20 protein-coding genes are annotated in these 21,048 nt (G+C 71.8%); 13 read left to right on the top strand and 7 right to left on the bottom strand.

What is annotated here, in order from left to right:
* The first annotated feature begins 41 nt into the window (after positions 1 to 41).
* The 6 genes from AB0B97_RS01650 (at position 42) to AB0B97_RS01625 (ending at position 5,746) form a co-directional block, all read left to right on the top strand.
* Positions 42 to 899, top strand: coding sequence for an SDR family oxidoreductase (locus AB0B97_RS01650; protein WP_357489748.1), 858 nt, complete (start codon positions 42 to 44; stop codon positions 897 to 899).
* 212 nt (positions 900 to 1,111) lie between these two features.
* A complete protein-coding gene (locus AB0B97_RS01645) occupies positions 1,112 to 2,059 on the top strand; it encodes an ion transporter (protein ID WP_357489746.1) in 948 nt (315 codons plus the stop codon).
* Positions 2,060 to 2,137: 78 nt separating this feature from the next.
* A complete protein-coding gene (locus AB0B97_RS01640) occupies positions 2,138 to 3,307 on the top strand; it encodes an acyl-CoA dehydrogenase family protein (RefSeq protein WP_357489744.1) in 1,170 nt (389 codons plus the stop codon).
* Positions 3,307 to 4,152 carry a PhnD/SsuA/transferrin family substrate-binding protein gene (locus AB0B97_RS01635; RefSeq protein WP_357489742.1) on the top strand — a complete coding sequence of 282 codons (846 nt, stop codon included), beginning with the start codon at positions 3,307 to 3,309 and terminating at the stop codon, positions 4,150 to 4,152. The genes AB0B97_RS01640 and AB0B97_RS01635 overlap by 1 nt, the downstream gene beginning before the upstream one ends.
* Positions 4,149 to 5,354, top strand: a complete 1,206-nt coding sequence (locus AB0B97_RS01630) for a ferritin-like domain-containing protein (protein ID WP_357489740.1) — start codon at positions 4,149 to 4,151, stop codon at positions 5,352 to 5,354. Before AB0B97_RS01635 ends, AB0B97_RS01630 begins: the two co-directional genes overlap by 4 nt.
* A 38-nt stretch (positions 5,355 to 5,392) precedes the next feature.
* Positions 5,393 to 5,746, top strand: a complete 354-nt coding sequence (locus AB0B97_RS01625) for a TraR/DksA C4-type zinc finger protein (protein ID WP_357489738.1) — start codon at positions 5,393 to 5,395, stop codon at positions 5,744 to 5,746.
* A 48-nt stretch (positions 5,747 to 5,794) separates the two neighbouring features.
* On the opposite strand, the gene AB0B97_RS01620 is transcribed toward AB0B97_RS01625, so the two are convergent.
* Positions 5,795 to 7,201 carry an FAD-dependent oxidoreductase gene (locus AB0B97_RS01620; protein WP_357489736.1) on the bottom strand — a complete coding sequence of 469 codons (1,407 nt, stop codon included), beginning with the start codon at positions 7,199 to 7,201 and terminating at the stop codon, positions 5,795 to 5,797.
* Between the two features lie 14 nt (positions 7,202 to 7,215).
* Positions 7,216 to 7,713: an N-acetyltransferase family protein gene (locus AB0B97_RS01615; RefSeq protein ID WP_357489734.1), complete on the bottom strand. Its 498-nt coding sequence runs from the start codon at positions 7,711 to 7,713 to the stop codon at positions 7,216 to 7,218.
* A 97-nt stretch (positions 7,714 to 7,810) separates the two neighbouring features.
* On the opposite strand from AB0B97_RS01615, the gene AB0B97_RS01610 reads away from it, so the two are divergent.
* The 5 genes from AB0B97_RS01610 to AB0B97_RS01590 all read left to right on the top strand — a co-directional run bounded on the left by AB0B97_RS01610 (position 7,811) and on the right by AB0B97_RS01590 (position 12,322).
* Positions 7,811 to 8,194 carry a metalloregulator ArsR/SmtB family transcription factor gene (locus AB0B97_RS01610; RefSeq protein ID WP_357489732.1) on the top strand — a complete coding sequence of 128 codons (384 nt, stop codon included), beginning with the start codon at positions 7,811 to 7,813 and terminating at the stop codon, positions 8,192 to 8,194.
* Positions 8,191 to 9,291: an ACR3 family arsenite efflux transporter gene (gene arsB / locus AB0B97_RS01605; protein ID WP_357489730.1), complete on the top strand. Its 1,101-nt coding sequence runs from the start codon at positions 8,191 to 8,193 to the stop codon at positions 9,289 to 9,291. The genes AB0B97_RS01610 and arsB overlap by 4 nt, the downstream gene beginning before the upstream one ends.
* Positions 9,288 to 9,695, top strand: a complete 408-nt coding sequence (locus tag AB0B97_RS01600; protein WP_357489728.1) for an arsenate reductase ArsC — start codon at positions 9,288 to 9,290, stop codon at positions 9,693 to 9,695. Before arsB ends, AB0B97_RS01600 begins: the two co-directional genes overlap by 4 nt.
* A 501-nt stretch (positions 9,696 to 10,196) precedes the next feature.
* Positions 10,197 to 11,591, top strand: a complete 1,395-nt coding sequence (locus tag AB0B97_RS01595; protein ID WP_357489726.1) for an L-fuconate dehydratase — start codon at positions 10,197 to 10,199, stop codon at positions 11,589 to 11,591.
* Between the two features lie 8 nt (positions 11,592 to 11,599).
* Positions 11,600 to 12,322, top strand: a complete 723-nt coding sequence (locus AB0B97_RS01590) for a FadR/GntR family transcriptional regulator (protein WP_234583961.1) — start codon at positions 11,600 to 11,602, stop codon at positions 12,320 to 12,322.
* A gap of 73 nt (positions 12,323 to 12,395) precedes the next feature.
* On the opposite strand, the gene AB0B97_RS01585 is transcribed toward AB0B97_RS01590, so the two are convergent.
* Genes AB0B97_RS01585 through AB0B97_RS01575 form a run of 3 tightly spaced genes read right to left on the bottom strand, consistent with a single transcriptional unit; the run spans position 12,396 to position 15,311 of the window.
* Positions 12,396 to 13,211: an ATP-binding cassette domain-containing protein gene (locus AB0B97_RS01585; RefSeq protein ID WP_234583967.1), complete on the bottom strand. Its 816-nt coding sequence runs from the start codon at positions 13,209 to 13,211 to the stop codon at positions 12,396 to 12,398.
* Positions 13,211 to 14,263: an ABC transporter substrate-binding protein gene (locus tag AB0B97_RS01580; RefSeq protein ID WP_234583968.1), complete on the bottom strand. Its 1,053-nt coding sequence runs from the start codon at positions 14,261 to 14,263 to the stop codon at positions 13,211 to 13,213. The genes AB0B97_RS01585 and AB0B97_RS01580 overlap by 1 nt, the downstream gene beginning before the upstream one ends.
* Before the next feature lie 40 nt (positions 14,264 to 14,303).
* Entirely contained in the window at positions 14,304 to 15,311 is a 1,008-nt protein-coding gene (locus AB0B97_RS01575) for an ABC transporter permease (RefSeq protein WP_357489723.1), read from the bottom strand.
* A 724-nt stretch (positions 15,312 to 16,035) separates the two neighbouring features.
* Here AB0B97_RS01575 and AB0B97_RS01570 point away from each other — a divergent pair.
* Together AB0B97_RS01570 and AB0B97_RS01565 are read left to right on the top strand one after the other, a co-directional pair.
* The gene (locus tag AB0B97_RS01570) at positions 16,036 to 17,448 is read left to right on the top strand and encodes an endo-1,4-beta-xylanase (RefSeq protein ID WP_357489721.1); all 1,413 of its coding nucleotides are present in this window, start codon (positions 16,036 to 16,038) and stop codon (positions 17,446 to 17,448) included.
* 238 nt (positions 17,449 to 17,686) lie between these two features.
* The gene (locus AB0B97_RS01565; RefSeq protein WP_357489720.1) at positions 17,687 to 19,015 is read left to right on the top strand and encodes a hypothetical protein; all 1,329 of its coding nucleotides are present in this window, start codon (positions 17,687 to 17,689) and stop codon (positions 19,013 to 19,015) included.
* An 87-nt stretch (positions 19,016 to 19,102) separates the two neighbouring features.
* Here the strand turns inward: AB0B97_RS01565 and AB0B97_RS01560 are convergent, their stop codons facing one another.
* Positions 19,103 to 19,801 (bottom strand): GAF and ANTAR domain-containing protein, encoded by a 699-nt coding sequence (locus AB0B97_RS01560; RefSeq protein WP_357489718.1) that lies wholly within the window; start codon positions 19,799 to 19,801, stop codon positions 19,103 to 19,105.
* Positions 19,802 to 19,890: 89 nt separating this feature from the next.
* Entirely contained in the window at positions 19,891 to 21,045 is a 1,155-nt protein-coding gene (locus AB0B97_RS01555; protein ID WP_357489717.1) for a serine hydrolase domain-containing protein, read from the bottom strand.
* Between the last annotated feature and the right edge of the window lie 3 nt (positions 21,046 to 21,048).

The raw sequence follows: 21,048 nt of genomic DNA, 5'->3' as shown, positions 1-21,048 counted from the left end.
CGTAAGTGCTTACGTTTCGTCACCGCCAATCGGAGGTCCCCATGCCCACGTATGCCGTCACCGGCGCCACCGGCCGGCTGGGCCGCCTGGTGATCGAGCACCTGCTCGGCGCCGGCGTGCCCGCCACCGAGATCGCCGCGATCGTCCGCAACCCGGAGAAGGCCGCCGACCTGGCCGGGCGCGGGGTCGAGATCCGCCGGGCCGACTACGACGACCCGTCGACGCTGCCCGGCGCCGTGGCCGGCGCGCGCCGCCTGCTGCTCATCTCCGGCAACGCCCCCGGGCAGCGGACCGCCCAGCACACCGCGGTCATCGAGGCCGCCAAACTCGCCGGAATCGGGCGCGTGGTCTACACCAGCATCCTGAAGGCCGACACGACCACGAACCCGCTCGCACCGGAGCACAAGGCCACCGAGGAGGTCCTGGCCGCGTCGGGCCTGCCGTACACCGTGCTGCGCAACGGCTGGTACACCGAGAACTACACCGATCAGCTGCCGCAGTACCTGCAGAGCGGCACCATCCTCGGCGCCACCGGTGGCAGCAAGGTCTCCGCCGCGACCCGGGCCGACTACGCGGCCGCCGCCGTGGCGGCGCTGACCCGGGACGAGGAGGGCAACGCCGTCTACGAACTGGGCGGCACGGCGTTCACCTTCGACGAGCTCGCCGACGCCGTCACCGAGGTGACCGGCACCACCGTCGTGCACCGCGACCTGTCGGCCGCCGAGCTGGCGTCGGCGCTGGAGAACGTCGGGCTCGACGCCGGCACCGCCGGCTTCGTCGCCGCCCTCGACCACTCGATCGCCATCGGCGAACTGGCCACCGACAGCGACGACCTCAGCCGGTTGATCGGCCGGCCGAGCACCCCGCTGCGCGACGCCATCCGGGCCGCGCGAGCCTGAGGGATCCCGGATCCGCGGGCGGGCAACGGCGTACGGCCCCGTCGCCCGCCCGGCGCACGGCCGGCGAAGCGGGACCGGTCGGGGCCACCCCGGGACCGCCCCACCTTCCGTGATCTTGGCTAGGGTGGTGGCATGCCTCCGCGCCGCCTCCACGACGACCGGAGGGGGGCCCACGCGACGGCTCCCACGCGCGCCGACCGATCGGCAGTCGAATGAGCGGCTCGCCCGCGCCGGCGCAGCGACGCCCACCGTCCACAACGGCGCGCAACCGGCCCGCGCTGACCGACGTCTGCGCACGGGTCGCCCGGTCCCGGCCCTTCGAGATCGGCATCGTCGTCGTCATCCTCGCCAACGGGATCGTCCTCGGGCTGGAGACGTACGACGGTCTGGTCCCCGCGACCGCGGCGCTGCACGCCCTGGAGGCGATCTTCCGCGCGGTCTTCGTCGTCGAGATCGGCATCCGGCTGGCGGCCTACGGCCGACGTCCGCAGGACTTCTTCCGGTACGGCTGGAACGTCTTCGACTTCGTCGTGATCGCGGCCATCTTCGTTCCGGGCCTGCACGGCGACTCGGCGCTGCTGCGCGTGGTGCGGGTCGCCCGGATGGTCCGGCTGGTGCGGTTCTCGCCGGGCCTGCGGACCATCGTGTCCGCGCTGTGGCGCAGCCTGCCCGGCGTCGGCGGGTTCCTCGCCCTGGCCGTGGTGACGCTCTACGTGTACGGGATGGCCGGCTGGCTGATCTTCGGCGACCGGTACCCGGACGAGTACGGCGACATCGGCCGCTCGCTGCTGACGTTGTTCGTGCTGCTCTCGTTGGAGACACTGCCGGACCTCATCGAGCAGGGCCTGGCCATCTCGCCGTGGACGCTGCTCTACTACGTCAGCTACGTGGTGATCACCGTCAACCTGCTGCTCAACATCCTCATCGCGGTCATCGTCAACTCGATGGAGGAGGCCCGCCGCCTGGAGATGACCGAGCGGTTGGCCCCCGGCTACGACTCCGACGGCGACGGCGTACCCGACGAGGTGGACCGCATCGCGCTCACCCAGCGGCTGGACGACCTGCGGGCGGTCATCGCCGAGTTGGAACGGGAGTTGCGGATCGACCGGGAGGACGCGCACGGCCGACCGCACCGGGAGGACGTCCGCTCCAAGCGGTGATCCGTCGTTGACACTCGGTGGCACCGGGATCGGCTAGTCTCGATGCTCGTCCCGGGGGCCGACTGAAGGGGCATCTCCATGACGGCAAGCGTCGACAATGTCCAGTCCCGCGCCGACGTCCTGACCACACTCGGCGCCGTGATCGACGACGTGATCCGCCCACGGGCGGAGGCCGTCGACCGGGACGGCGCCTTCCCCCGCGAGGGCGTCGACGCCCTCGCCGCGGCGGGTCTGCTCGGCCTGGCCTGCTCGCCCGAGGTCGGTGGCGGCGGCCAGGGCATGCGCGCGGTCGCCGACGTCATCGAACGGCTGGCCGCCGAGTGCGGGTCCACCGCGATGGTGGTGCTGATGCACTACGCGGCGACCGCCGTCATCGAGGCGCACGGCCCGCACGAGGTGCGCACAGCCATCGCCGACGGGCGTCACCTGACCACGTTGGCGTTCTCCGAGTTCGGTTCCCGCAGCCACTTCTGGTCGCCCACCGGCTCGGCGACGGCGTCCGGTGCGGACACGGTGCGACTCGACGCCCGCAAGAGCTGGGTCACCTCGGCGGGCGAGGCCGACAGCTACGTCTGGTCGAGCCTCCCGCTGGCGTCGGGGGCCGGGCCGATGACGCTGTGGCTCGTGCCCGCCGACAGCGCCGGGCTCCGCGTCGCCGGTGACTTCGACGGGCTGGGCCTTCGCGGCAACGGCTCCCGGCCGATGACGGCCGAGGGCGTGGTGGTCCCCGCCGACGCGATGCTGGGCACCGACGGCACCGGCCTGGACACCGCGCTCGGCGCCGTACTCCCCTGGTTCCTGGTGCTCAACTCGGCGTTCTGTCTCGGCCTCGCCGACAGCGCGGTCGCCGAGGCGGCCCGGCACCTCACCGGCACCACGCTCACGCACACCGGCGCGGCGCTTCGGGACGCCCCCGTCGCCCGACGCGACTTCGCCCAGTTGAAGATCCGCACGGACGCCCTGCGCGCCTTCCTCGGTGACACCCTCACCGCGGTGGAGACCGGCCGCGACGACGCGACGCTGCGCGTGTTGCAGGTCAAGGCCCTGGCGGGCGAGACGGTCGCGGACGTCACCGACGGCGCGATGCGGCTCTGCGGTGGCAGCGCCTTTCGCAAGGAGCTGGGCCTGGAGCGCCGGTTCCGCGACTCGCGGGCCGCCCGGGTGATGGCACCGACCACTGACGCTCTGCACGACTTCGTGGGCCGCGTCGCCACCGGCCTGCCGCTGCTCGACGAGGCCAACCGCTGATGGCGGCGCCGTCGGTACTGATGGGCGCGGTCGCGTACGACCCCAAGGTCGTCACCATCTGGGAGGGCTTTCGCGGCTGGTTGCGCGGTCACGGCCTGGATTTCGACTTCGTTCTCTACTCGCACTACGAGCGACAGGTCGAGGACCTCGTCGCCGGCCGCATCGACGCGGCCTGGAACTCCCCGCTCGCGTGGCTGCGGGCCGAGCGGTTGGCGACGGCCCGGGGCGGCTCCGTGCAGGCGCTCACGATGCGCGACACCGACCGGGACCTCACCTCGGTCGTGGTGGTGCGCGCCGACTCGCCGGTACACCGGGTCGAGGATCTCGCCGGGAGGGTGGTGGCCACCGGCGCGGTGGACAGTCCGCAGGCCACGCTGATCCCGCTCGGCCACCTCGCCGCGGCCGGAGTCCCTGTCGACGTGCGCCGGTTCGACGTCGGCGTCGGGCTGCACGGTGACCACGTCGGAGGCGAACGTGACGCCGCCCGCGCCCTCGCGGCCGGGGAGGTCGACGCCGCCTGCATGATCGACGCCAACCACCTGATGTTCGTCCAGGAGGGCACGCTGCCACCCGAGGGCACCCGGATCGTCGCGCAGACCGGTCGGTACGACCACTGCAACATGACGGTACGCGAGCCGGCGTCCGACGGGGTCCAGCTCTTCGGCACGCTGCTGCGCGGCATGTCGTACGCCGATCCGCAGGTCCGCCCGCTGCTGGACCTGGAGGGCCTGACGGCCTGGCAGGACGGCCGTACGACGGGGTACGACGCCCTCGCCGAGGCGGTCGACGCGAGTGGGTTCTACGCCGCCGACGGGCGGGTGACCGCCGCGGACTACCGGCCGTGACCGCCGACGTCGAGATCGATCTGGGCGGCCTCGGCTTCGGCAGTGGCGCGCACCTGTTGGTGCAGCGCGCCCTGGCCGGGTTGCCACCCGGCGCCCGGGTGGCGGTCTCCGGCACCGATGCCGCGTTGGGCGTGCACCTGCCGGCGTGGTGCCGGAGCCGGGGTCACCGGGTCGAATGGCCCGATCCGGCCGACCGGAGTCGCCTGGTGGCGGTGGTCGTCCGGGGCGCCGCCGACGACGACCGCTGGTTCGGTGCCGAGCGGGCCGGGCCTGCCCTGCCGTCGGCGCTGAGCAGTCGTCCACCGCCCCGCTGGGGCCTCGGTGCCCGTGGCGCGCTGCTGGAGGCCGGCGGACCCGAGGCCCGCTTCGACCTGGACGACCGCGATCTGGTGTGGGCCGACATCGCCCCCGCGCTGTACGCGCAGGCCGCCGCACGGCAGTGGGACCCGCAGACGGCGGTGCCGTGGGACGACACGTTCGCGCTGCCACCGGATGTCGAGGCCGCGGTGGTGCAGATCATGACCTACCTGGTCGAGAACGAGCAGGCGGCTCTCGTCGTACCGGCCCGGTTCATCGGTCGCATCCACCCGCACTTTCGGGAGGTGATGCAGCTCCTCGCGGTGCAGGTGGCCGACGAGGCCCGGCACATGGAGGTCTTCAGCCGGCGGGCGCTGCTGCGCGGCGCGGAGTTGGGCACGTCCTCGGCGGGTGGCCGGCAGTCGCTCTTCACGCTCGTCGCCGAGTCCGATTTCGCCCTCGCGTCGTTCCTGCTCTCGGTGCTCGGTGAGGGCAGCTTCGTCGACCTGCTGGGGTTCCTGGTGCGGCACGCTCCCGATCCGGTGACCCGCCGGATCTGCTGGTTGGCGATGCAGGACGAGCGCCGGCACGTGGTGTTCGGCATGGCCCACCTGGAGCACCAGGCGACTGTCGACCCACTGCTGCGGGACCGACTCCGTGCCGCGATCCACCGTCGTCACGACGCGTTGGCCGACACCGCGGGCCTGAACGCGGACGTCTTCGACGCGCTGGTGGTGCTCGCGGCGGGCGGGTGGGACCCCGAGGACGTGGCCGCCGGCTTCGACCACGTCCGTGCTCTGCAACAGGTGATGGACCAGGGCCGCCAGCGCCGCCTCGTCCGGCTGGGTTTCCGGCCGGACGAGGCGGCCGCGCTCTCCGCCCTGCACACCCGCAACTTCATGTAGACCCCGGCGCACGACACCGGGCGTAGCGTGGAACCGCCATGGACACCGAATCCCGCGCGCTCCGGGCGGATCTCCTGCGGCGACGCGACGAGACCGCCGCGGAGGCCGTCGCGCTGGAGGGCGACCTGCGGAGCCTGTTCGAGGCGTCCCGGTCGTCGAACGCCGACGACGAGCACGACCCCGAGGGCAGCACCATCGCGTTCGAACGGGCACAGCTCAGCGCCGTCCTGGACGCGACACGTCGACGCCTGGCCGAATTGGACGAGGCGGTGAGCCGCGTCGACGACGGCAGCTACGGCATCTGCGAACGATGCCGGCGCCCGATTCCCGCCGACCGGCTCGCCGCCCGCCCGTCGGCGCGTACCTGCGTGGCCTGCGCCAGCCGACGGTGACGGCGCCCACGGGCCCGGGGGCCGGCGGACGGCGCCGCCACGGGGACGTCAGCTGGCGCAGCAGCCGCCGGCCTGGCCCTCGACGGACGCGGTGTCGACGGCGACGAGGCTGAGCAGCCCGCCGGAGACGCCGGTGGCCAGCCCGCGTCGGGCCGGCTCGACGACCGGCGTCGGGCCGCAGCAGCTGTCGCCGCTGACCGAGTCGGCGGCGTTGCTGTTGCACACGCCGGTCTCGGGCAGGTCGAGCTGGACGTCGCGGGCGGCGGCCCAGTCTCCGGCCAGAGCGGCGACTACCGAGCGGACCTGCTCATAGCCGGTGGCCATGAGGAACGTCGGCGCCCGACCGTAGGACTTCATGCCGACGGCGTGGTAGCCGACCTCCGGGTGGGTGAGCTCGTCGATGCCGTGCGGAGGCACGGTGCCGCAGGAGTGCTCGTTCGGGTCGATCAGTGGGGCGAGCGCGCGGGTCGCGCCCAGCACCGGGTCGAGGTCCAGCCGCAGCTCGGCGGTGATCGAGTGGTCCGGGCGGAAACCGGTGGCCGCGACGACACGGTCCACGAGCACCAACTCCTCGCCGCCGTCGGCGTGCCGGACGACCACCCGGACGCGTCCGTCGGCAGGTGTGAGGGCGTGCACCCAGAAGCCGGTGAGCAGCCGGACCCGGCCCGCGTCGACGTGCTGCCGCAGCCGCGCGCCGAGAGCGCCACGCGCCGGCAGGGCGTCGGCGTCCCCGCCACCGTACGTGCGCGCGGGCGAGGTGGTGCGGATCGCCCAGGTCACCTCGGTGCCGGGCTCGGCGGCGGCCAGTTCCGCCAGGGACAGCAGGGTGTTCGCGGCGGAGTGACCGGCGCCCACGACGAGCGTGTGCCGGCCGGCGAAGCGGTCCCGGTCGGCGCCGAGCACGTCGGGCAGGGCGTGTTCGAGGTACGCGGCGGCGTCGGCCTCCCCCCGGGCGGGCAGGCCGGACGCGCCGAGGACGTTCGGGGTGTCCCAGGTGCCGGAGGCGTCGAGCACGGCGCGGGCCAGCAGCTCCTCTCCGTCGGCGAGGCGGACCAGGAACGGTGTGGTGTCGCGGCCTGCGGTGCGCAGCCGGTCGAGGCCGAGGCGGCTGATCGCCTGGACCCGGGCGCCGTAGCGGACGTGCGGCTTGAGCTGGGGCAGCTCCGCGAGCGGCTGGAGGTACGCGCGGACCAGCTCGGCGCCGGTCGGTAGGGCCTCCGGGTCGGGGGCGATCCAGCCGGCGTCGTCGAGGATCCGGCGGGCGGCCGGGTCGATGTTGTAGCGCCAGGGCGAGAAGACCCGCACGTGTCCCCATCGGGCGACGGCGGCGCCCGGGGTGTCGCCGGCTTCCAGGACGACGAAGGGCAGGCCGCGTTCGTGCAGGTGGGCGGCGGCGGCGAGGCCGGTCGGGCCGGCGCCGACGACCACGACGGGAAGGCTGTCCAGAGCGTTCATCGGGTGACTCCTTGTCAGGTGATGGTGGGGCTGCGGCGTTCCAGCAGGACCACGTCGCGCCAGCGGTCGTGGTGGCGGCCGATCCGCTCCCGGACGCCGATGACGCGGAACCCGGCCCGACGGTGCAGGGCCAGGCTGCCGGCGTTCTCCGGGAAGATGCCGGACTGGATGGTCCAGATGCCGGCGGCCTCGGTCGAGGTGATCAGCGCGTCGAGCAACAGCCGGCCGACCCCGCGCCCCTGGGCGGCCGGGTCGACGTAGACGGAGTGCTCGACGACGCCGGCGTAGACCGGGCGGCTCGATGTCGGTGTGACCGCGACCCAGCCGAGGATGGCGTCACCGCCGTCCACGGCCACGAAGCGGTGCGCGGTCAGCCGGGTGGCGTCGAACGCCGCCCAGGTCGGCGCGGTGGTCTCGAAGCTGGCGTCACCGCCGTCGAGGCCCGCCTGGTAGATCGTCAGGACGCGGTCGGCGTCGCTGGCGGTCATCGGGCGCGTGGTCGGGTCGGCCATCGGCGTGCTCCGTTCCGGCTCGGACGATGAGAGACTGTCTCGACGTCTGTCGAATCAGACAGTTGCACGCTGATTAGATGTCTGTCAACCTAGACGAATGTCGAAACAAGCGGCCGTGGACGGATCGTGCTGTCCGCCCCTGTCCGAACGACGTGTGCCGGCCGAGACCGCCGCCACGCTCGCCCCCGCGTTCAAGGCCCTCGGCGACCCGGTCCGCCTGCAGCTGCTGTCGATGATCGCCTCCGCCGAGGGCGGCGAGATCTGCGTCTGCGACCTGACCCCCGCGTTCGACCTGACCGGCCCGACCATCTCGCACCACCTGAGGACGCTGCGCGAGGCCGGGCTCGTCGACGCCGACCGTCGCGGCACCTGGGTCTACTACCGCGCCCGGCCGGCGGTCCTGCACCAACTCGCCGCGCTGCTCACCGTCGTCCCGACCGGGGCAGGCCCCGCTCCCGCCGCCCGGTCGGAGTGCTCGTGAGCACCGTCACCCGCCAGAGCGACCCGGCCACGAGCGCCGTCGTCGGTCGCCTCTCCCGACTCGACCGGTTCCTGCCGGTCTGGATCGGGCTGGCCATGGCCGTCGGGCTGCTGCTCGGCCGTCTGATCCCCGGGCTCGACGACGCGCTGGACGCGGTGGCGGTCGGCGGGATCTCCCTGCCGATCGCGATCGGCCTGCTGGTCATGATGTATCCGGTGCTGGCGAGGGTCCGCTACGACCGGCTCGGCACCGTGACCGGCGACCGCCGCCTGCTGATCTCGTCGCTGGTCCTCAACTGGCTGGTCGGCCCGGCCGTGATGTTCGCCCTGGCCTGGGTGTTCCTGGCCGACCAGCCCGCGTACCGCACCGGTCTGATCATCGTCGGCCTGGCCCGCTGCATCGCCATGGTCATCATCTGGAACGACCTCGCGTGCGGCGACCGCGAGGCCGCGGCGGTCCTGGTCGCGCTCAACTCCGTCTTCCAGGTCGTCGCCTTCGGCCTGCTCGGCTGGTTCTACCTGTCGGTGCTGCCCGGGTGGCTCGGGTTGCCGGGCGCCGAGTTGCGCGTCTCGGCCTGGGAGATCGCCCGCAACGTGCTCATCTTCCTCGGCATCCCACTGCTGGCCGGCTACCTCAGCCGCCGCCTCGGTGAGCGCGCCAGGGGCCGCGAGTGGTACGAGTCCCGCCTCCTGCCCCGCATCGGCCCCGCCGCCCTGTACGGGCTGCTGTTCACCATCGTGGTCCTGTTCGCCCTGCAGGGCGACGCCATCATCGGCCGACCGTTCGACGTCGCCCGCATCGCCCTGCCGCTGCTGGTGTACTTCGCGCTGATGTGGGCCGGCTCGTACGCCCTCGGCCGGGCGCTCCGCCTCGGCTACCCGCGCACGACCACCCTCGCGTTCACCGCTGCCGGCAACAACTTCGAACTCGCCATCGCCGTCGCGATCGGCACCTTCGGCGTGGCCTCCGGTCAGGCGCTCGCCGGGGTCGTCGGACCGCTGATCGAGGTGCCCGTGCTGGTCGGCCTCGTCCACGTCTCGCTCTGGGCTCGCCGCCGCTTCTTCACCCCACCCCTTGACCGAGCGGCGTCCCGATGAGCGACAAACCGAGTGTCCTGTTCGTCTGCGTCCACAACGCCGGTCGCTCCCAGATGGCCGCCGGCTGGCTGCGCCACCTCGCCGGCGACGCCGTCGAGGTCCGCTCGGCCGGCTCCGCCCCGGCCGAGACGATCAACCCCGCCGCCGTCCAGGCCATGCGCGAGGTCGGCATCGACATCACCCACCAGACCCCCACCCTCCTGGAGTACGCCACCGCGGAGTCCTCCGACGTCATCGTGACGATGGGCTGCGGCGACGCCTGCCCGGTCTTTCCGGGCCGGCGCTACGAGGACTGGAAGCTCGACGACCCGGCCGGCAAGGGCGTCGACGCCGTCCGCCCGATCCGCGACGACATCCGGGTCCGGGTGGAGCGACTCGTCGCCGAGCTGACCGCCCCCGCCTGAGCACGGACGAGGCCGACACGCGGCACTGCGGGCCAGTGCCACGACGCGACCCACCGGCGGCTTCCGGCGTCCACATAGATGTGATGTATCGCCCCAGCGGCACCGGTGCGGCCTCGGACAGCCGACGTCCATCATCGCGGTGAACATCTAATCTTCATCGTGCCCCGCCGATGTTCACGGCACCACCCGGCTCCGGCCGGGGCGGTGCCGCGCGAACCGGTCCGTAGCGCGGCAGAGCAGGTCGACCGGCCTGCGGGAGGGTCGGCAAGCAGCGCCGGTGCGACCCGACACCCGTCGCAACCCCGACGCGTCCGTTCGTCCGACGGGCCGGGCGGACGCCCCGACGGGTGAGGAACGGACGCGGTCACCGGAGGCCGCCCACGAGCATAAAACATTAGATCTATATCGGCACAGGTCGATCGATGTCGTTGACGCACCCGATCGAGCCTCCGTATACTCCAAATGATCATCAGATCTTTAGCCTAGTCGGGCGAGGAGCGCATGCCGCAGATCACTGGCGTCACCGTCGAGGACGTCCGCTTCCCCACCTCGCTGACCGCTGACGGGTCCGACGCCATGAACAAGGACGGCGACTACTCGGCGGCCTACGTCATCCTGCACACCGACGGCGTCGACAGCGCCGGCGTGCCGCTGGCCGGTCACGGCCTCACCTTCACCATCGGTCGGGGCAACGACATCGTCGTCGCGGCGGCGGTGCACCAGGCCCACCGCCTGGTGGGCATGGACGTGACGACGATGGCCGCCGACATGGGGGCCGTCTACCGCCTGCTCACCTCCGACTCCCAGCTGCGCTGGCTCGGGCCGGAGAAGGGCGTCATCCACCTGTCGTTGGCGGCAGTGCTGAACGCGGCCTGGGATCTGGCCGCGCGACTCGCGGACAAGCCGCTGTGGCGGCTGCTCACCGACATGTCCCCCGAGCAACTCGTCGACATCGCCGACCTGCGCTATCTGTCCGACGCGCTGACCCGGGACGAGGCGCTGGCCATCCTGCGCGCCAAGCAGGGCACGAAGGCCGACCGTCTGGCCGAGTTGGGGCGCACCGGCTACCCGGCCTACACCACCTCGGCGGGCTGGCTCGGCTACGGCGACGACAAGCTGCGCCGGCTGTGCCAGGAGGCAGTCGACTCCGGCTACGGGTACGTCAAGCTCAAGGTCGGCGCCGACCTCGAGGACGACATCCGGCGGTGCCGGATCGCCCGGGAGATCCTCGGCCCGCACCGCAACCTGATGATCGACGCCAACCAGGTGTGGGACGTCGACCAGGCCATCGAGTGGGTCAAGGCACTCGCCCAGTTCTCCCCACTGTGGATCGAGGAGCCGACCAGCCCGGACGACATCCTCGGCCACGCGGCCGTCCGCCGTGCCGTCGCACCCGTCGGCGTCGCCACCGGCGAGCACTGCCACAACCGGGTGATGTTCAAGCAGCTGTTCCAGGCCGAGGCCATCGACTTCTGCCAGTTGGACACCGGTCGGCTGGCCAGCATCAACGAGATCGTCGCCGTGCTGCTGCTCGCCGCGAAGTTCGACGTCCCGGTGTGCCCGCACGCCGGCGGCGTCGGGCTCTGCGAGATGGTGCAACACGTGTCGGTGCTCGACTACGTCGCGATCTCGGGGGATCTCACCGGCCGGGTGACCGAGTTCGTCGACCACCTGCACGAGCACTTCACCGACCCGTGTGTCGTCCGGGACACCGGCTGGGGCAGCGGTTACGTTCTGCCCAGTACGCCCGGCTACTCCACCCGGATGCACCCCGAGTCGATCGCGCGGTACCGGTTCCCCGACGGCCTCTACTGGGCCACGGCAGACCCGGCTACGGTGTCATCTCCGGAGCCGTACGTCATCGCGGGTGGGACGGCCACCCCCGCCGGCCGCTAGGAGGTGTCATGTCCCGCACCGACGAAGTGGTGAACGGCATCAAGCGGATGATCCTCGAAGGGACGTTCAAGCCCGGGGATCGGCTGCCCATCGAGAAGGATCTCGCCGAGTCCCTCGGCGTCTCGCGGGGATCGCTGCGCGAGGGGATGTCGGCGCTGTCGATCCTCGGCATCGTCAACATCCGTCAGGGCGACGGCACGTACGTCACCAACCTCGACGCGCCGCAGCTGCTCGCTCCGATGGGCTTCGTCGTCGACTTCCAGGGCCAGGGCGACGGGCGGCACATCCACACCGTCCGCCGCCTGCTGGAGTGCGAGGCCGCCCGGTTGGCGGCGACCAGGATCACCGACGAGGCCCTCGCCCAGGCCGGGGAACTGCTCGACGAGGCGGCCCGGATCGCCGGTCGGTCGCCGCAGGACCACGAGCGGATCATGGAAATCGACATCGCGTTCCACCGGATCATCGCCGCGCACGCCGACAACCCGGTGCTCATCGGCCTGATCGAGGCGTTCGCCGGGCGCACCCTCCGCGGGCGACTCTGGCGGAGCCTGCACGAGGAGGGCGCGGACCGGCGTACCCACGACGAGCACGTGGCGATCCTGAAGGCCCTGCGGGCGCGCGACCCGGAGCGGGCCCGCACCCGGATGGCCAACCACCTGATCGGTGTGGAGGAATCGCTACAGGGGTTGCCCGACGAGAGCGAGACGGGCGTCGACGCGCAGGCGCAGTGATCGCCCGCCCGCTCCGCGCGCCAAGGGAACCGATGCCGGTCCCCCGCGCCCGGTCACGGGCGGGCGACCGCCGTCACCGCTCGTCCCGCTCCGCGCCGGTGCTGCCGGTCATCGCCGCGACCAGGTCGTCGGTGGTGACCTCGTCGGCACGCAGTCGGGCCGCCCGTCGGCCCAGGCGCAGCACCTCCACCCGATCGGCGATCTCGAGCACCTGCGGCATGTTGTGGCTGACCAGCACCACGGACATGCCAGCGTCACGGGCCCGGCGGACGACGTCGAGCACCCGCCCGGTCTGCACGACGCCCAGCGCCGCGGTCGGCTCGTCGAGGATGACCACGTTCGTCGCCCAGATGATCGCCCGCGCCACCGCCACGCACTGCCGCTGCCCACCGGACAGCATCGCGATCGGCGTGGTGACCCGCGGAATCCGCACGCCCAGCTCGGCGAGGGCCGCGGCGGCACCCTGGCGCATGGCGCGCTTGTCGAGCAGCCCCAGCCGGCCCAGCGGCCCCGAGCGCAGGATCTCCCGCCCGAGGTAGAGGTTGGCGGCGACGCTGAGATCGTCGGCGACCGCGAGATCCTGGTAGACGGTCTCCACCCCCGCGCGCCGGGCGTCCACCGGCGTCGCGAAGTGGACGGGACGACCACCCACCCGGATCTCACCCTCGTCGGGAGGGTGCACACCGGACAGCGTCTTGATCAGCGTGCTCTTTCCGGCGCCGTTGTCGCCGATGAGGGCGACGACCTCGCCCTTGCCGACGGTGAAGTCCGCGCCGCGCAGCGCCTCGACGTGGCCGAACCGCTTGACGATGCCACGGGCTTCGAGGACCGGCGGTTCGCCGGCGGCCGGCTGGTCGGTCCCGACGGTGGTGGTTGGGGCGGCGTCCATCACTGCACCGGGGGGTTGGCGCAGCTGGGCTCGAGCACCGCCTTGATCTCCGCCGAGTCGATGTTCTTCTTGGTGACGAACGTGACGCCGGTGTCCGCGGACGCCAGCGGCGCCTTGTCCCGAAGGTGCTTGACCATCTTGTCGACGCCGAAGTAGCCCATCTTGAACGGGTTCTGCACGACCAGCGCCGAGATCTGGCCGTTGCGCAGTCCGGCGATCTCGTCGGGGGCGGCGTCCCACCCGATGATGACCACCTTGCCGGACTTGCCGGCCGCCTGGATGGCCTGCGCGGCCCCGAGGACGCTCGGCTCGTTGGCCGCGAAGATGCCGGCGAGGTTGGGGTTGGCGGTGAGGATGTTCTCGGTCACCCGCCGCGCCTCGTTGACGTCACTGCGGCTTGGCTGCTGCCCGACCAGCTTGAGGTTGGGGAACTGCGCGAGGCCGGCCTTGAAGCCGTCGACCCGCTCGGTGTTGGTCTGCGAGCCGGGTTGGAACTCCACGAGCGCCACGTCGTGGTTGCCGGGGCCCAGTTCGGTGGCGAGCAGCTTGGCCGCCTCGACGGCCGACGCCTTGTTGTCGGTGGCGAAGAGCGGCACGCCCGACGGCTGCGGGCTGGTCCCCGAGTCGATCATCGCGACCGGGATGTCGGCGCCGAGCGCCTGGTCGGTGGCCGGCGCCAACGCGCGGGAGTCGGTGGCCGCGTAGACGATGCCGTCGACCTTCTTGGTGACGAAGTTCTGGATCAGGTTGACCTGACCCTCGACGTCCGTCTCGGTGGTCACCCCGTCCCACTGGACCGTGACGTCACCGGCGCGCTGCGCGGCGCACTCGGCACCCGCCTTCACCGTGTTCCAGTAGTCGGCCCCGACAGCCTTCGGCACGACGGCGAGCTTCAGCGGCCCGGCCGCGTCCTTGGTCGCGCCGTCGCCTCCGTCGCGGACCTCGACTCCGCCGCAGGCGCTGAGCAGAGCGGTCGCCGCGGCGACGGCGACGATGACCTGTGCGCGCAGAAGACGCCCTCGTGGCCGTCGGCTGGTGGTGGTGTGTGACATGGTGTGCGTCCTTCCTCTGTCGAACTCCGGGAACGGCATGTCAGCCCCGTGACTCCAGCCGCCGACGGCGGTACTGGTCGAAGTAGACGGCGGCCCAGATGATCAGGCCGACGATCACCTGCTGGTAGTGGATGCTGATGTCGAGCAGGACGGCGCCGTTGCGGACCAGGGCGATGAGGAAGGCGCCGATGATGGTCCCGACGATCCGGCCCTGCCCCCCGAACAGGCTGGCGCCGCCGATGACCGCGGCCGCGATGACGTCGAGTTCCAACGAGATGCCGTAGTTCGGCTGGCCGGAGTTGACCCTCGAGGCGGCGATCATGCCGCCCAGACCGACCAGCACACCCGCCAGGACGTACACGTAGGTCAGGTGGCGGCCCACCCCGATGCCCGAGCGACGGGCGGCCTCCAGGTTGGACCCCATGGCGTAGGTGTACTGCCCGAAGCGGGTCTGCGAGAGCAGGAACGCGACCCCGACGGCGACCACCGCGGTGATCACCACGGCGAACGGGATACCGATGATCTCGCCGTTGCCGAGCAGCTGGAACGACCGGGGCAGACCGTAGACGCCGACCGCGCCGGTCATGATGAACACCAGGCCACGGCCGACCGACATCGTCCCCAGCGTCGCGATGAACGGGGGTATCCGGGCGACGGTCACCAGCAGGCCGTTGAGCAGCCCGGCCAGGGCACCGACACCGATCGCGACAGCCGTCGCCGCCAGGAGCCCGAAACCCAGGTCACGGACGACCATCGCTCCCGCCACGCCGGCGAGCGCGGCGACCGAGCCGACCGACAGGTCGATGCCCCGGGTGATGATGACCATCGTCTGCGCGGTGGCGATGATGGCGATCACCGCGGTCTGCGCGCCGATGTTGAACAGGTTGTCGGCCGTCAGGAAGTAGGGACTGGCGAAGCTCAACGCGATGAACAGGACGACGAGTGCGGTGGCCGCCGTGAACTCACTGAGCGCGTGGGAGATGCGCTCCCGCAACCAGTCGTTGAGCGCGCCGCCCTGGGGCTCCGCGGTCGCCTCGGCCGCACTCATCGCCGGCCCCGGCTGTCGTCCACTGTGTCACCGGCTCGACTTACGTCCCCGCCGGTGATCGACGCATTCCTTTCCAACCGGACCTCCCCAGGACGTCACACACGGGGCCACTCCCCGCAGCGCCTGCGCGATAGATCGGATGTTTCCTGCGATCAGGCGTTACCTTGCCATGGTCACGCTCATGTTGCCAAGGTCTTACCGCCATGTTGTGGCATCGTTATGGACGTTTCGCGCACCATACGTCGGACCAAAAAAGCGTTGCCTGCGAAGGGCTGCGGCACAGGTCCTGCCGACCACCGTCGCATCAGGCCACTGTTAGCGATAACGCCTGACCGCCGCCGGGTGAGCGTCATCGCCGCAGAGTCGCGCTGCCCGACCACCGCTCACCTTGAGCATGTTATCGATAACATGCTATGTTCCGCCAAGGAGTCGAGGGCACGTCCCTCCCACTCGGAGTTGCCGACACCTCGAAGGGCATCGGGTCCCGCGACCCGGTCGACGGTCGGTGACCTGTCCGAGCCACACCTGTTCGGCGTACGCCGTGTTCCCGCGTCCGCACGCGGTCGCTCCGTCATGACGTCCGCCCGCAGGCATCGCCGTCGGCGACCTGTCGCACCGTCCCGGGCTCGCCCACATCCGCCCCGCGCGTTTCCCACGGGCGGCCCACCACCGGTCCGGCAGCGACCCCTCGACTCCGGCCGCCACCACCTCGAAAGGCAGGACCATGGACAAGATCCCCGACGAACGCGCACCGCGACCCCGGTTCCGGGGCCGTCGGGTGCTGATGCCACTCGCGGCCACCCTCGCGGCGGTCGCCGCGACGGTGGCGGTGACCTCGGCCGCCAACGCCGGCACCACTCTGGGCGCTTCGGCGGCCGAGAAGGGCCGTTACTACGGCGCGGCGGTGCCCGCCTTCAAGCTGTCCGACAGCCAGTTCGCCACCATCGTGAACCGGGAGTTCAACCAGCTCACTCCCGAGAACGAGATGAAGTGGGACGCCACCGAGCCGCAGCAGGGCCGGTTCAGCTACAGCGGCGGGGACCAGATCGTCGCCCACGCCCAGGCGCACGGCATGATCGTCCGCGGCCACACGCTGCTGTGGTACCAGCAGCAGCCGGGTTGGGCGCAGAGCCTGTCCGGCACCGCGCTGCGCAACGCCGCGATCAACCACGTCACCCAGGTCGCCACCCACTACCGGGGCAAGATCTACGCCTGGGACGTGGTGAACGAGGCCTTCGCCGACGGCGGCAGCGGCGGGCGACGGGACTCCAACCTGCAACGCACCGGCAACGACTGGATCGAGGCGGCGTTCCGCGCCGCCCGCGCCGCCGACCCGGGCGCGAAGCTCTGCTACAACGACTACAACACCGACGGCATCAACGCGAAGTCGACAGGCATCTACAACATGGTGCGCGACTTCAAGTCCCGCGGCGTACCGATCGACTGCGTCGGCTTCCAGTCCCACCTCGGCACCTCGGTGCCCAGTGACTACCAGGCCAACCTCCAGCGCTTCGCCGACCTCGGCGTCGACGTGCAGATCACCGAGCTGGACATCACCCAGGGTTCCAACCAGGCCAACGCCTACGCCCAGGTGACGCGGGCATGCCTGGCCATTTCCCGCTGCACGGGCATCACCGTGTGGGGTGTCCGGGACAGCGACTCGTGGCGCGGCAACGACAACCCACTGCTGTTCGACCGCTCGGGCAACAAGAAGGCGGCGTACACGTCCGTCCTCAACGCCCTGAACTCCGGAACGCCTATTCCGACCACTCCGCCGCCGACGACCCCGCCGCCCACCACGCCGCCGCCCACGACCCCGCCGCCCACCACTCCGCCGCCGACCGGTGACGGATGCTCGGCCTCGGTGTCGCTGAACTCCTGGAACGGCGGCTTCGTCGCCACCGTCAAGGTCACCGCCGGTTCGTCGGCGCTGCGGGGTTGGACGGTCCGGGTCACGCTGCCCTCGGGCACCGCCGTCACCAACACCTGGAGCGCGCAGGCCAGCGGCTCGTCGGGCACTGTGGACTTCCGCAACGTCGACTACAACGGCCAGGTCGGCGCGGGAGCCAGCACCGAGTTCGGCTTCCAGGGCACTGGCGCCAGCCCGTCCGGCACCCCCACCTGCACCGCGAGCTGATCCGTCCTCGCTCAGCTCACCACCCCGGCACCCCCGGGGCGTCGCGGACCTGCCGCGCGCCCCGGGGGTGCCGTCCGTTCCGGCCGTCGATCATGTCGACGTCGTCGTCCACCTGGTATTGACACCTGTCCAGGGCGGCACCATGCTCTGCTAAATCAGTTTAGCGGCGACCCGCTCCGGTCCTTCCTCTCGTCGGTACGGCGCCTGCGGGCGGGTGCGCCGTCGGGAAGGGAGTCACATGAGACTGCGCAGAGGGCTGATACCACTGCTCGCCACCCTCGTTCTGACCGCCGCCGCAGGCACGGCGTACGGAAGCCCGGGCGGCGGTCCGGGTGGCGGGGACGCCATCCGCAGCATCACCCCGATCACGACCGTCCAGACGTACGGCCAGAAGGTCTCCGCGGTGGCGATCGAGTACAGCGCGACGGTCAACCCCCGCACCCTCGACAACTCCACCTTCACGGTCGCCGACACGATCTACAACTTCCGCTTCAATCCGATCGAGGACCTGCCGAAGCTCGCCGACCGGACCGTCACGCACACCTACACCAACGGCGTGCCGTCCACCCGGGGCGACCATCGGTCGGCCCCCGGCAGGTACGTCATCGTCGAGCTGGACCCGGACGACCCGGGCGGGTGGACGGTCATCGTCTCCAAGTGCCCGACGTTCCTGTGCACCGTGAAGGTCAACCCCGACCTGCCGACCCGTGTGGTCCAGCGCCGTGACGTGCACGGCCAGCCCGGTCGCGGGGCCGGCAAGGGGCCGGTGCTCGCCCGGGCGACGCCGCGCGAGTCCCGTCCGGTCACCGAGAAGCCGGTCAACCAACTGGTCGACGAGTTCACCTACGGCTCCTTCCTCAGCGGCGGAATGGTGCTGCCGTACCACTACCACCTGCCGAGGAACTACCAGCCCGGCCGCCGGTACCCGCTGATGGTCGTGCTGCCCGGTCACGGCATGGGCTGGGACGGCGACAACCTCGGCGTCCAACTCGCCGCCGACATCCCGGCGACCGCGTGGCTGCAACCCAGCTGGACGGGCAGCACCGAGGACGTGATCGTCCTGGCGCCGCAGCACCAGCGGGTGGGTGGGGCCGCCGAGGCCGACCTGCTGGTCAAGCTGCTCGACACGTTCGTCCGCGACTTCGCCGTGGACACCCGCCGGGTGTACGCGACAACTGTGTCGTACGGCTCCCAACTGCTGTGGGAGGCGTTCGCCAAGCGGCCGGACCTGTTCGCCGGCGGTCTGGTGACCGGCGGGTTCCCGGTCAACGCCACGCAGGCGACCGCCATCGCCGCGGCCGAGGTGCCGCTCTGGATCACCCACGGCGAGCACGACCACCTGCTCAACGTCACCGGCGCGCGGAACTCCTCGGCGCTGCTGCGACAGGCGTACGTGGCCCGGGGCAAGAGCCCGGAGCAGGCGGAAGCGCTGGTGCACTACACCGAGTACGCCGACGCGGCGTTCTCGTTGCCGGACTACCACGCGGCGTTCGGTCCGACCTACTCCGACAGCGGCATCCTGCGCTGGCTGCTCGGCCAGAGCAAGCCGGCCACGGCGGGCGACTGATCGCCGCGGCGCACGGAGTGCGTGCTCCCCGGCGACCCGCCGCCGGGGAGCACGCGGTGTCGCCATCCTGCTCGGCTGAACCGGGGCTCACACCCGAGCCCGCTGGGCCACCCTGGCGACCAGCGCCTCCGCGACGTCACGCACCTTGCGGTTGGTGTCCTGGGAGATCTTCGACAGCAACGCGAACGCCTCGTCCGGCGTGCACCGCCGCTCCCCCATGATGATCCCCTTGGCCTGCTCGATCACCGCGCGACTGCGCATCGCCTCCCGCAACTGCTCCGCGAGGGTGGCGGCGCTGTCGTACAGGTGGGCGTTGGCCAGCGCCACCGCCGCGTACGCGGCGAAGTGTTCCGCGACCGCGACCGCCGGTGGATCGAAGGCGTGCGCCGTGCCGCCGTAGACGTTGAGCGCCCCCACCACCGACTCCTGGATCGGCAGCCCGATCGACAACGAGCTGCCCACGCCGACGTCACGCGCCCGCTGCGCCCACTGCGGCCAGCGCTGTTCGATGGCCATGTCCGGCAGGGAGATGGTGCCGCCGCTGGCCGAGGCGTCCAGGCACGGGCCCCGATTCTGCTCGTACTGCCGCTCGTCCAGCTCGCGGGCCAGATCGCCGGTGGACGCGGCGGTCCAACCCCGGCGACCCCGGACCAGGGTGACCGAGACCTCCGTGGCGCCGGGGACACTCCGGTTGGCCAGCGTGGCCACCCGGAGCAGCATGTCGTCGAGGCTGATCTCGTCGAGTCTGATCCGGCTCAACTCGGCAAGCGCCTGCGCGGGGTCCACCGTCGGATAGTGGCAGCATCTCGCTGGTTGGCTGCCGTCGACGTCCTGCCTACCCCCTGCGGCGCCCACTCACACCGGGGCCTGCCGGCTCAGCCGTCGAGGCAGGAGCGGACGGCAGCGGTGAGCCGGTTGGCGCGCTCGTCGCCTGCGCCGTACATCTGGTTGACCACGTAACCGAAGCCCACCTCGTGGCGCGCGTCGGCGAAGCCGAGGTTTCCGCCGGCGCCGTCGTGGCCGAAGCTGCGCTCCCCCAGCAGCGGCCGCGCCGGCGGTGAGTGCAGCAGGAAGCCGCTGCCCCAGCGCTGGCCGGTGTCGGGCGGGCCGTGTCGCTGCTGACCCCGGGAGCGGACGACCACGGCGTCGTCCACCGACGCCCCGGTGAGCAGGGGGCCATCCCCGAGGTCGGACACGCAGGCGGCGTAGACCCGCGCCAGACCGTCCGCGGTGCTAACCGCGCCCGCGCCCGGGACCCCGGCGGCCTGGATGGCTGGGTCGTTGAAGCTGACCAGACCGTCGGCGTCGGCGGGGAAGGCGAACGCGCCACCCATGGTGATGCCCCGCTCGGCGACCGGGTCGACGAAGGGATCGGCGTCCGGCGGTGGCGCCAGATTCCAGGCGACGGTGTCGCGCTCGCTGGCGGGGAGCCCGAGCCAGGTCCGCAGTCCCAGCGGCCGGGCGAGGGTGTCGTGGAAGTACGCGCCGGGCAACTGGCCGGTGACCCGGTGGATGACCTCGCCGATGAGCCAGCCGTAGGTCATCGAGTGGTAGCTGTGCGCGGTGCCCGGCTGCCACAGCGGCGTCTGCGCCTCGATCGCCGCGATGACCGGATCCCAGGCGAGCACCTCGTCGAGGGTCAGCTGTCGGTCCAGCGCCGGCAGGCCGGCCTGGTGCGTGAGCAGCGAGCGTACGGGGATGTCCGCCTTGCCGTGCTGGCCGAACTCGGGCCAGTAGCGCGTCACGGGCGCGTCGAGGTCCAGCCGCCCCTGCTGCACCAGCAGGTACGCGCAGATCGCCAGGAGCCCCTTGGTACAGGAGAAGACGACGGCCGGCGTGTGCGCCGTCCAGGGCGCTCCGGTGCGGGCGTCGGCCAGCCCGCCGTACAGGTCGACGACCTTGCGGCCCCGCACGTAGAGGGTGACCGCGGCGCCGACCTCGCCCCGGGAGGTGAAGTTGTCGCGGAACGTGTCGGCGACGCGCCCGTAGCGGTCGTCGACGTCGCCGTGGATCTGCGGCTGCGTGGCCACTGC

This window comes from Micromonospora sp. NPDC049004 (assembly GCF_040649315.1).
GTDB lineage: Bacteria > Actinomycetota > Actinomycetes > Mycobacteriales > Micromonosporaceae > Micromonospora.
Note: the sequence above shows the minus strand (reverse complement) of the source record. Positions and strands in the feature narration are given on the sequence as shown.

What these genes read in the sequence shown, in the direction of transcription:
- AB0B97_RS01620 (WP_357489736.1), bottom strand. Translation starts at nt 7,201, where the DNA reads ATGAACGCTCTGGACAGCCTTCCCGTCGTGGTCGTCGGCGCCGGCCCG.
- AB0B97_RS01650 (WP_357489748.1), top strand. Translation starts at nt 42, where the DNA reads ATGCCCACGTATGCCGTCACCGGCGCCACCGGCCGGCTGGGCCGCCTG.
- AB0B97_RS01610 (WP_357489732.1), top strand. Translation starts at nt 7,811, where the DNA reads ATGTCGAAACAAGCGGCCGTGGACGGATCGTGCTGTCCGCCCCTGTCC.
- AB0B97_RS01635 (WP_357489742.1), top strand. Translation starts at nt 3,307, where the DNA reads ATGGCGGCGCCGTCGGTACTGATGGGCGCGGTCGCGTACGACCCCAAG.
- AB0B97_RS01645 (WP_357489746.1), top strand. Translation starts at nt 1,112, where the DNA reads ATGAGCGGCTCGCCCGCGCCGGCGCAGCGACGCCCACCGTCCACAACG.
- AB0B97_RS01625 (WP_357489738.1), top strand. Translation starts at nt 5,393, where the DNA reads ATGGACACCGAATCCCGCGCGCTCCGGGCGGATCTCCTGCGGCGACGC.
- AB0B97_RS01565 (WP_357489720.1), top strand. Translation starts at nt 17,687, where the DNA reads ATGAGACTGCGCAGAGGGCTGATACCACTGCTCGCCACCCTCGTTCTG.
- AB0B97_RS01615 (WP_357489734.1), bottom strand. Translation starts at nt 7,713, where the DNA reads ATGGCCGACCCGACCACGCGCCCGATGACCGCCAGCGACGCCGACCGC.
- AB0B97_RS01600 (WP_357489728.1), top strand. Translation starts at nt 9,288, where the DNA reads ATGAGCGACAAACCGAGTGTCCTGTTCGTCTGCGTCCACAACGCCGGT.
- AB0B97_RS01580 (WP_234583968.1), bottom strand. Translation starts at nt 14,263, where the DNA reads ATGTCACACACCACCACCAGCCGACGGCCACGAGGGCGTCTTCTGCGC.
- AB0B97_RS01585 (WP_234583967.1), bottom strand. Translation starts at nt 13,211, where the DNA reads ATGGACGCCGCCCCAACCACCACCGTCGGGACCGACCAGCCGGCCGCC.
- AB0B97_RS01570 (WP_357489721.1), top strand. Translation starts at nt 16,036, where the DNA reads ATGGACAAGATCCCCGACGAACGCGCACCGCGACCCCGGTTCCGGGGC.
- AB0B97_RS01590 (WP_234583961.1), top strand. Translation starts at nt 11,600, where the DNA reads ATGTCCCGCACCGACGAAGTGGTGAACGGCATCAAGCGGATGATCCTC.
- AB0B97_RS01595 (WP_357489726.1), top strand. Translation starts at nt 10,197, where the DNA reads ATGCCGCAGATCACTGGCGTCACCGTCGAGGACGTCCGCTTCCCCACC.
- AB0B97_RS01640 (WP_357489744.1), top strand. Translation starts at nt 2,138, where the DNA reads ATGACGGCAAGCGTCGACAATGTCCAGTCCCGCGCCGACGTCCTGACC.
- AB0B97_RS01575 (WP_357489723.1), bottom strand. Translation starts at nt 15,311, where the DNA reads ATGAGTGCGGCCGAGGCGACCGCGGAGCCCCAGGGCGGCGCGCTCAAC.